Below are 9,174 nucleotides of genomic sequence, written 5' to 3'. Positions count from 1 at the left end.
TGGTTTATCCATAACAAAAACCTCACCAATTTATTTGATGAGGTAATCATATCGTTTTGCGACCATCAATCATAGACGGTCAGTTATTAGGTGCTTACACACCAATTCAATTCTCATTGGGACTTTTAACCGCCAGTGTCCTAATGGCTTAACCAGCTTACTTTAAACAACTCGCTACACTCAATTCTATCTCCTGGTCGGTCTTACTTATTAAGAATCGGATTCGCTAACCTTTTCTATTGGACACAAACAATTAAATACTAATTAGTAATTTAAGTTGCCAGGCTTTTTCACAGTTTCAAGTCTTATATTTTAACTGCATTCAAAACTTCTTTATTTTTTTGTGCTTCGTTCCGGCCAAGCCAAGGAGCGATCCGATCAAGATTACAATCCCCCATAACCCTATCGCACTACGCTGCTCCCCGGTTTGAGGTAACACCGTTTTAGCAGTATTTGTGGTCGGACGACTGGCCAAGTTAGCCGGACTATTTGCAATAGGCGTCTTTCCAATGACGATTTGGTCGCCACTGCCGCCTTGATTATTAACAACATCTGGGGTCGTGGCGACCGAATCCCCATCGCTACCATTCTCATCAGTAGACGTATCCGTATCCGGGGTGTCTGGCGTCTCCGGATCAATTTGATCACCATCACCATCGGTCTCGAGTGGCGCATAGATATAGGTAACCGCGATATCTCCATCACCCAAGATTCCGGAAGCATTCCCTGGTGTTTCTACCAAGGTATAGCCTTCAACCGTGACGGAACTTGTCGTGTAAGTCGTCCCCTTCTTTCCCGTGAAAGTCTGATCTGGTGCAACCGTCGCACCATCCGCCGTTTGATAATGGACGGTCACGGTCACCTCTGTATCAGGGTCAGGGTCGACAACTGGGGGATCGACTGGATCCGTCTTGGCTTCATAGATGTAGTAAACATCCGTTGGCTTCTCGGTATACTTCCCAGTTGCATTCGCTGGTGTTTTGGTCAGTGTATAACCATCGATTTCAGCGGCCTTCGTCGTGTAATCTTCCCCGATAAAACCATCATCCAAGACCACATCTGGTGCTAATTTATTACCTTCCTTATCCTGATAATGCGCAGTCACAGTACCACCCATATCTCCAATGACGTATGGCTGAACAACCCCAATGTCGACGCTATAACCACCTGGAAAATTAGTCGTGACCGCCCCCGTAAGATAGTAGTTCTCCTCGAGTGGATCAATGGTATAGCCCGGGAAGCTGGTAATTCCTGGAATCTGGTCTTGCATATTCGTAAAGTACAGGCCACCCTCACCATCTGGTGTCGGCGTACCACCAGACCAATAAAGCTTGTAAATCATGGTCGGTGTGGTCCCTTCCAGTCGATCTGGATAGGCAATTCCTCCCCGGCCTTCAAGTGGCACAACCTCACCACTTTCGTTCTTGAATTGAAAGACAAGATGACTCTCCCTCGTTTTGGCATCAATCTTAATCGTTGGTAAAAACACAACCTGATTATTACCAGTGAATGATTGGTACGTATGGCCGGCAAGCGGCGAAAAATCAGAAATCGCATTGAACATTAAATAGAGTGTGGTTACATTATTTAGGCCCGCAAGTGGTGAAATATCTTCAATTCGGTTCTGTTGCAGATTAATTGTTTGAAGCTTCGTCAGATTAGTCAGCGGTGAAATGTCAACGATATCTCCGTAATACTTTCGTGAAGCATAATTGAAACTCGTTCCCATTTCGATTCGCGTCAAGTTCACGGCATACTGCAAGCCTTCAATTGAAAACGGCTGCCGGTCATTATAGGTGTCAATCCCACCAGACTCATTAGATCCGTAAGCCACCAGACTCGTTAATAGTGCCATATCATCTTGCGTGATATCTGCAACGCTATTCCAGGTTCTGCCCGGATTCTGCTTTCGTAGCTGTAACAGAACGACTTGTTGTAACTTTTTATTGGGCATCCACTGGTCAATCGTATCCGTGTCCTTAACCAAGTCTTTCGGCGTTGCAACGGGGGCCGGAACGGAACGTGCCAGCTTTTTAACCTGTTTTTTGACTTGTTCCGCCGTCCCATCATTAGTTTTTGCGCCATCGCCCACAGGTTGCTCAGTCGGTGTTGTCGGTGTCACCTTTTTTTCAACAGTAACGGCATCATCCATCTGATCCGTTTTGACAGGAACCTTTGTCAATGTCGAGTCAACATCATTTTCTGGTTTCGGTGTGTCTTCAGATTGCGGTACGTTTTGCTGTGTCGTCTCCTGGGTAACCGTTTCATCCGTCTCAGGGGTATCTTTAGTCTCAGTCTCGGACGTACTGCGCGACACATCAGGGGTTTTAGACGTCTGTTCTTCCTGCACTGCCGTCGCACTGGTAGCCGTTGTATCAGCATGAGCCGTTGGCCCCATAATTCCCAATGTCAAAGCCGTAGTCACGATACCCGCAAAAATCCACGTTTTCCCTTTTTTATACATTTTATAGTGAACGTTTTTATCTCCCGAATAAAACATCATAAGTCCTCCTCGAATGCGCCAGCTTCATTCGCAATTCACAGATACCTAAATGATCGACAGCGCCCCTATTCTTTCCAGTCAATGATGTTGCCTTATTACAATTCATTATAACTGCTATTGTTATATAAATCTACTGCATACTAAAAACATTTTATTACTCTAAGAGTTAACTTATAAATAGCCTTGTTTTTAAGCAATCCAGCATTTATCGCCGCCATCAATGTGATTATCGAGTTAAATTCGGTAAGTAAACCAGCAATTTTTGCTTTTAATCCGTATAAGTCATGTACGTTACAAATGATTATATCTGGATAATAGCCTTCTAGTCAGCATTCGAAGCTGATCCTATAAACTAAACGGTTGAAAATTAAAATAGCTGTCGGTCCCTTTCGGGGGACTGGCAGCCATTAATGTTCCACTATTTCATTACACAGGTTGGTTTTTAAACGGAAATTGCTGTTTCCAAGCTTTCAGCTTAGCAATGGCACCGTTACGCTAGTTATTCCTGTTGACTCTGCTGTTTCAAATGGGAGATTTCCTTCAATCCCGCACTCATCAACACAAAGACAACAATCCAGGCCACGACAATGAGCAAAATCAACTTTAAATAAGAATTACCCAAGATCAGAATGTCCCAGTCCCAAGCGGCATGCATCAAGACCGCTAACACGAAAAATACCAGGAAGCGGGCATCCAAAAGCTGGCTAAATTTAAAGGGCTGTGCGCGTTTGACCACCATTAAGGCGCCGCCGGAAATCGCGGCCCAGACTAAATGGCCACCAATCGCTGACCACCCGCGTAGAATGGCGACGGCCACCAATTGATTACCGGCGCTATAAATATAACCGGCCGTTTCAAAGGCGGCAAATCCCGCACCAACCGCCGCGCCAATCAGGAGGCCATCCAAAATGTGTTTGGCCTGCAATTGGCTGACGAAGTAAGTCACAATCAACACTTTACCCAGTTCTTCAACCAAACCGATTGACAGCGAATCTTTCAGCGTTAACACGCCATAAATCTGACTACTCGTGCTGTATGTCACGAATTGATAGAGAAATAACGTCACAACCAACGAAAAAATCCCACCAATAAAGAAGACTTTGACGACTTCAAATAGACTAATGTCCTTAAAGGCGTCGGCCTCGAAGAAAAAGACCAACCCAGAAAACGGTACGGCAAACGCCCCAACCAGAATCAACCCCGGAATGGCTTTGTCGTTATTAAAATTTACCGCCATATACAATAATGCGGCGAAAGCCAATAAGAAGCCAACTAGAATTCGTGAAAACAGCCACGGCTTGGCCCACTCATCCGAGACATCCGCCAAGGCCGGTGTCGTCGTCTTCGTTCCCGCAATAAAGATGGCATTGGCCTCATCTTTTGAGTGATGCTTAAATACCTCCGAGAACAAATCGGATAGATTAACCTTAACGGCACCCTCTTCACCCGTATACTGATTCAATTTGGCCGTCGCCGTATCGTAGATTCCCTTGGCTGGATGGGAATCATTGCTGACTGGCGTGGCTGGCGAAGCGGGCAACGGCTGGCCACAACTCGGACAAAATTTCGCGGTTTCCTTGACTGGTTTTCCACAATGCGGACAATATCTCATACGACTTCCTCACTCCTCTAAAATATTCTGGTAAAGCTTTAATCCCAACTGATTCATCGCGGAGACTTGATCGGATTCCTTGCCATCTTCAGAGAGCACGACGGCAACGAAGGCCCCCCGCTGATTGGCGACAATCTCGGCATCGTTCTGGACGCCATAATCGGCGTATTCTCCGGTCTTGTTGTAGATTTTAAGGCCTTGGTCGTTGGGTAATAACTTCGGTAACTTGTTGCGATTGCTATTCTGTGACAGAATCGACAGCATTTCATCATCAGCGGATTTTGAGACCAGCTGGTGATTATAGATCTTCTTCAAAGTCATCCCCAAGTCACGGACTGACGTGGTATTGTCGCGACCATCATTAATGGCCGCCGTATCCATCATTTTCCGCCGGAGCTTCGTATCGGTCGCGCCCATGCTCTTAATCTTATTGTTAATCAGACCCAGACCACCCATCTTGGCAATCATAATATTAGCCCCTGTATTATCACTGTCATCAATCATGTGCTTGAGCACCTCACGATAGGTCAGCTTGGTCCCGGCAGCCATGTTCTGAATAACCCCCGTCCCACCAACCTTTTCATCATTGGTGACGGTATGCGTGCTATCCAGATTGAAGATGCCCTCCTTAGCCATGGCGTACGCCGTGACTAAGATAAAGATCTTAATGCTGCTGGCCGATCGCTGAGATCCATTGTTGACGAGAACACTCTCGTGGCTATCCACGGGGGAAACATAGACTGAGTTGGTCCCATCCAGAGGCCCGACCGTCGCCGTAATGTCGTCTTCAATCGCTGATTTACCAAACGTTACGGCTGGCTTACTCGTGGACTGACTGGTGGTTGCTGATGAACTTTGAGAACGACTGGTGGCCTTCTTCGCCGTCTGACTTGGTGCCTTTTGGGCAGTGTGTCCCTGGCCTTGATAAAATAAGTACACCCCACCGCCAAGCAACAGGAGTAAGATGACCGCACTGATTAGCCAGTTGTATTTTTTCTTATTCCGAGGCGCTGCGGGCTGCGGTGTGTCGGATGCTTGTGGGTGATGGCTGGCCTTCTGGGGGGAAGCTAACTTAGCGGGCGTCTCGGTCGCTGACGAAGCCGCATGCGTTGGTTCTGTCGCCGGAGAGTCTTGCTCGGATTTGGCTTTCTCCGGTTGCTGAACGGCTGCGTCAAAATCATAACCACAGTTCTCACAGAAGCGACTGTCGCTGGGATTCAGCGTCTGACACCGCGGGCAGGTTTTTTGATCAGCTGTCTCGGGACGACTGGCCGGTTCCGGTGCTAAGGGCGTCCCACAGTTCTCACAAAAGTTAACGTCGGCAGCGTTTTCATGACCACAATTTGGACAAATTTTCATCTGCGCAATCCCCGCTAATTAAAGGCGTGACCGCAGTTCGGACAGAACTTCGTCTCGGCCGCCACAACGTTCTGACAGTCGGGGCAGGTTTTTTCCTGAGGCTTGGGATTCAGATCGGTCCCGCAGTTCGGGCAAAATTTGGTATCCAATCCGACTGCCGCATGGCAATTCGGGCATTCTTTCCCTAGCTTCGTCCCACAAGATATACAGAACTTCGCATCCGCCTTGTTAGCCGTATGACAATTGGGACAAATGACTTCACCTTCGTGAGCTCCCTGACTGGCCGCCATGGAGACTGTCACGGACTTACCCCCACTCATGATAAATTGCTCAACGTAGGCAAAGAGTTCGTCCGGTAACTTCTTTTGATTCCAGGCCCCAATCGCCGCGGTGACCGCCAGGGGGGCGAAGGCAATCATGCCGATCGTTGCGGCGCCGGCCTTGTCAATCCACTTCCCCGATCCAACGTTCACCATAATCTGATTTTCACCGGCATTGAAAATCTGAACTTGAATGGCGGAATCCATCCCGACAATCGTTTTCCAGCTATCTTCCTGCTTGGCTTGGACCAGATAGCCTTCGTTCGTATGCATGCCTTCCGCGTGTAATTGCTTCTTTTCGCGTAACCAGTTTTGAATTGCTTGGCCGACTTTTTCCAAGTCTAAGTCATCATTTAGTTTGAAAATTCTTGAATCTGCCATTTTGGAATCACTCCTATTTATGTTCTTTTGCTTCTCGCATCACCATTTGAATCCATTTCTGCGAATACCCATACTTGCGTGCCAATTCGTGTTGATTATGCCCATTAAATTCCTGCAGCACCCGTTGAGCTGTTATTTTCCGATCGTACAAGTGGACCGGAAAGTTTAACTGGGTTCCTTTGTAATGTTCATAAATAATCAGCATGGATTCGGTCCCAACCAAAGTATTCAAACTTTTGTAAAATTGATGCAAGGCATCCAGCTCAATGCGCTCGGTCATCGCCCCCGTCACCTCCTTAGGCTAAATTGTAATTGTTTGCGAATCGTTTAGAAACTGCACTTATCCTCGCCCTTTTCCCCGAAAACTGCCCTAACAATGGCCGGTAACTTGTCGTGCAGACTGCCGCTTATTTGAAATCCCGGTGTTAAGGGAAATCCAAGACACCTAAATACGGTGACTTTCTCCAAGGCGACCGCTAGACCTCCTCGTAGGTGCTGTTTGCGGGAAAAAATAAATCAGCTAAGTTCAATCTGGCTAAATCATTTAGCCCCTTTCACCAATATCAACTGACCATACCTAACCCGACGCAAAAACGGCAGGACCACTTAAAATGGCCTTGCCGTTTCTTCGTAACATTATTTTCTATTTTTCTAACGTTTGACCGTCTTGTTGTGCGGTAAATGAATATAGTTAATGGTGCTAAAGTGGCCACCATCCAGCGTCCCAAATACCGCGTGGATCTTAACGTGCTTACTCCTGGGCCTCAGGGTGAAAATATCCTTTCCCTTAGCGCCCGGATAGGTGACAATCACCGTTTTCTTCTTTGATTTTGAAGAAAGTTTGGCATATCCCAACTCACTACGGTACCCGGCCTTCTTCAGTAGCTTTTTCCCTTCTTTAAGAGAAATCGCTTTGTGTGACGCATAGGCGGTCAACTCAGTTTTACCAAGTGTTGCCGGTACCGTAAAGATAGCGGCCATGACGACTAAGGCCACGATTACTTTTGCCATTTTTTTCATCGTGTCTCCCCTTTTCCTTTATTGTTGATTGTGTAATAGCCACAACCAAGTTAAGTATAGCCAACCTAAACGGCGACTCAAGTGCACAATGGTGGGCACTTTTCCTTGTTAATGTCCGTTTGGATTATTCTGATTGCAAGAGTCAATGGATTGTCCTTAGGATTTTACGGCATCAGCGTTTGGGACAAACTGCCCAAGCCCATCAGTGACTTTTTGCTCACGACGAAAAGAGCTACCCCAAAAAAAATTTTAGGGTAGCTGTACCCAATTCATATCAATTGAAAAGACGCAATCAGCATGTTAAAGTAAGAAAAAGTAAGGAGATGGTGGCATGCAAGACGCAATTAGGATTAAAGCAAAACTATCCTCAAAAAATCAATTAACCGTTCCTAAAGCGATTCGTGATTCATTAGGATTAGCGGATCAAGATAAAGTTGTCTTTCAGTTAATTAATGGCACGGTTACTTTAAAAAAAGACAATGATTTTTGGACTGACGTTAAAAAACAAGCACAAACGTATGGCAATCTAAGTACTGATGAACTCGACTGGGGACCTAGTGCGGGAGAAGAGGTTATTCCAAAATGAGCTATCAGTCTGGTCAGATTTATTATGTAGATTTAGATCCCGCTAAAGGAAACGAACAAAAGAAACAAAGGCCCTGCGTGATTGTTAGCAATTCCGAATACAATCACTACTTCAATACTGTAATTGTTGTCCCCATTAGTTCCAGCAAGAAGTTTCTTACAGAACAACGTTTTAAAGAATCACCACTCTTTATTCAATTATCTAATAGCCATAGCATTCGTGGGACGATATTGACACAACACTTTCGGTCTATTGATCCTAGCGTGAGAATCACCTCACCGGCAGTTGACCAATTATCTAACATAGAGTTCAACGATTTGACCAGAGCACTTTTGAATTTTTTTGACGAAAATTATCACCAACCACTTCAGTGAATAGTTAAAGCTTTATTTCCGCCGCTCACCGGCTCACTTATCTCCAGTCAAGCGGATCTGTGGACGGCACTGATTGAGAATGAACGACCGAAATATTATCGCACGCTTAAAAGAGATTTTTGATCCCAAAAATTCTGGTGATTATGTGATTCATTATTTGCTACCCCATTGGAGATAACTCATTTGACAAATACGACAAAGAATAAAGTAATTAAAATTTTGACCTTGGTAATTGTATTAATTTCCATTATTCAAGGAATTTTAGCCACCATTGGAATCTTAGAACCATTAAATTGGTTGTATTTAGGAAGCCTATCAATTTGTGTAATTCTTTTACTGATAGTTTATGGCCTATACTGGTGGACAAATCGTCCAAATTAATTTCACTCTAAAGTCTAAAATACGGCTAGACCCTCATTCGGGGCCTAGCCGTATTCGTTTCTATTCAGCTGACTTCGTCACAAACGTATGCTTATCATCCAACACATACTGGAACTCAACGGCGTTCAACATCAAACTCGCCCGGAACAGTGCCTTGATGCCTTGTTCATTACTCATGACCACGAAGAATTCGCGATCAGTCCCGCTGACTCGTTGGAAGGATTCATACTCTCCCTTGAACCCTTCCTTACGAAACAGCGCGATAATCTTCATCATTTCAATCTGTGATACTTCTTTGTCTGCCAAGTTCAATCTCTTTTCTCTTATCTAAATTTTCGGTTGCTAGCGGCGACCCTAGCGACCGCTAGTGACGAAACGTGCGGCTACCGAGCAGCCAGTTGCGCTTAACCCCAGCGGTTGAATCGGCCATTCTGGCCAATCCACCCACTGCCGTTAATGCTCACTGCCTAACCGCTCTTCGCCACACTCTTCTTAATTTTTTCCCACGAAAAAGCCGCCCCCACAAACGAGGCGGCTCTGAGTCAGTTGGAAATTACTTGCCCAACTTCGTCTTGTTAGTCATGTTTAACTTGTCATCGAAGTCGTAGACAACGGGTTCACCAGTTGCCATTTCAAGG

9 protein-coding genes and 1 pseudogene are annotated in these 9,174 nt (G+C 45.7%); 2 read left to right on the top strand and 8 right to left on the bottom strand.

What is annotated here, in order from left to right; genetic code table 11:
• Positions 1–322: 322 nt before the first annotated feature.
• The 6 genes from HEQ50_RS12000 to HEQ50_RS11975 form a co-directional block, all read right to left on the bottom strand.
• The gene (locus tag HEQ50_RS12000) at positions 323–2,500 is read right to left on the bottom strand and encodes a MucBP domain-containing protein (RefSeq protein WP_168900733.1); all 2,178 of its coding nucleotides are present in this window, start codon (positions 2,498–2,500) and stop codon (positions 323–325) included.
• A 502-nt stretch (positions 2,501–3,002) separates the two neighbouring features.
• Positions 3,003–4,115 (bottom strand): PrsW family glutamic-type intramembrane protease, encoded by a 1,113-nt coding sequence (locus HEQ50_RS11995; RefSeq protein ID WP_168900732.1) that lies wholly within the window; start codon positions 4,113–4,115, stop codon positions 3,003–3,005.
• 9 nt (positions 4,116–4,124) lie between these two features.
• Complete coding sequence (locus HEQ50_RS11990; protein ID WP_168900731.1) at positions 4,125–5,474, bottom strand: serine hydrolase; 1,350 nt, start codon at positions 5,472–5,474, stop codon at positions 4,125–4,127.
• 14 nt (positions 5,475–5,488) lie between these two features.
• Complete coding sequence (locus tag HEQ50_RS11985) at positions 5,489–6,175, bottom strand: zinc ribbon domain-containing protein (protein ID WP_168900730.1); 687 nt, start codon at positions 6,173–6,175, stop codon at positions 5,489–5,491.
• A gap of 13 nt (positions 6,176–6,188) precedes the next feature.
• Positions 6,189–6,455 (bottom strand): Mor transcription activator family protein, encoded by a 267-nt coding sequence (locus tag HEQ50_RS11980; RefSeq protein WP_168900729.1) that lies wholly within the window; start codon positions 6,453–6,455, stop codon positions 6,189–6,191.
• 371 nt (positions 6,456–6,826) lie between these two features.
• Entirely contained in the window at positions 6,827–7,195 is a 369-nt protein-coding gene (locus tag HEQ50_RS11975; RefSeq protein WP_168900728.1) for a hypothetical protein, read from the bottom strand.
• Positions 7,196–7,526: 331 nt separating this feature from the next.
• On the opposite strand from HEQ50_RS11975, the gene HEQ50_RS11970 reads away from it, so the two are divergent.
• Together HEQ50_RS11970 and HEQ50_RS11965 are read left to right on the top strand one after the other, a co-directional pair.
• The gene (locus HEQ50_RS11970) at positions 7,527–7,781 is read left to right on the top strand and encodes an AbrB family transcriptional regulator (protein ID WP_211089330.1); all 255 of its coding nucleotides are present in this window, start codon (positions 7,527–7,529) and stop codon (positions 7,779–7,781) included.
• Positions 7,778–8,155 (top strand): type II toxin-antitoxin system PemK/MazF family toxin, encoded by a 378-nt coding sequence (locus HEQ50_RS11965; protein ID WP_168900727.1) that lies wholly within the window; start codon positions 7,778–7,780, stop codon positions 8,153–8,155. Before HEQ50_RS11970 ends, HEQ50_RS11965 begins: the two co-directional genes overlap by 4 nt.
• A 441-nt stretch (positions 8,156–8,596) precedes the next feature.
• On the opposite strand, the gene HEQ50_RS11960 is transcribed toward HEQ50_RS11965, so the two are convergent.
• Positions 8,597–8,842 (bottom strand): hypothetical protein, encoded by a 246-nt coding sequence (locus HEQ50_RS11960; RefSeq protein ID WP_168900726.1) that lies wholly within the window; start codon positions 8,840–8,842, stop codon positions 8,597–8,599.
• Between the two features lie 247 nt (positions 8,843–9,089).
• A pseudogene (gene gpmA / locus HEQ50_RS11955) lies at positions 9,090–9,174 on the bottom strand (2,3-diphosphoglycerate-dependent phosphoglycerate mutase); the annotation flags it as partial.

It is taken from the genome of Lactobacillus sp. HBUAS51381 (assembly GCF_012641095.1).
Classification (GTDB): domain Bacteria; phylum Bacillota; class Bacilli; order Lactobacillales; family Lactobacillaceae; genus Levilactobacillus.
This window is presented reverse-complemented; position numbering and strand designations above follow the sequence as displayed.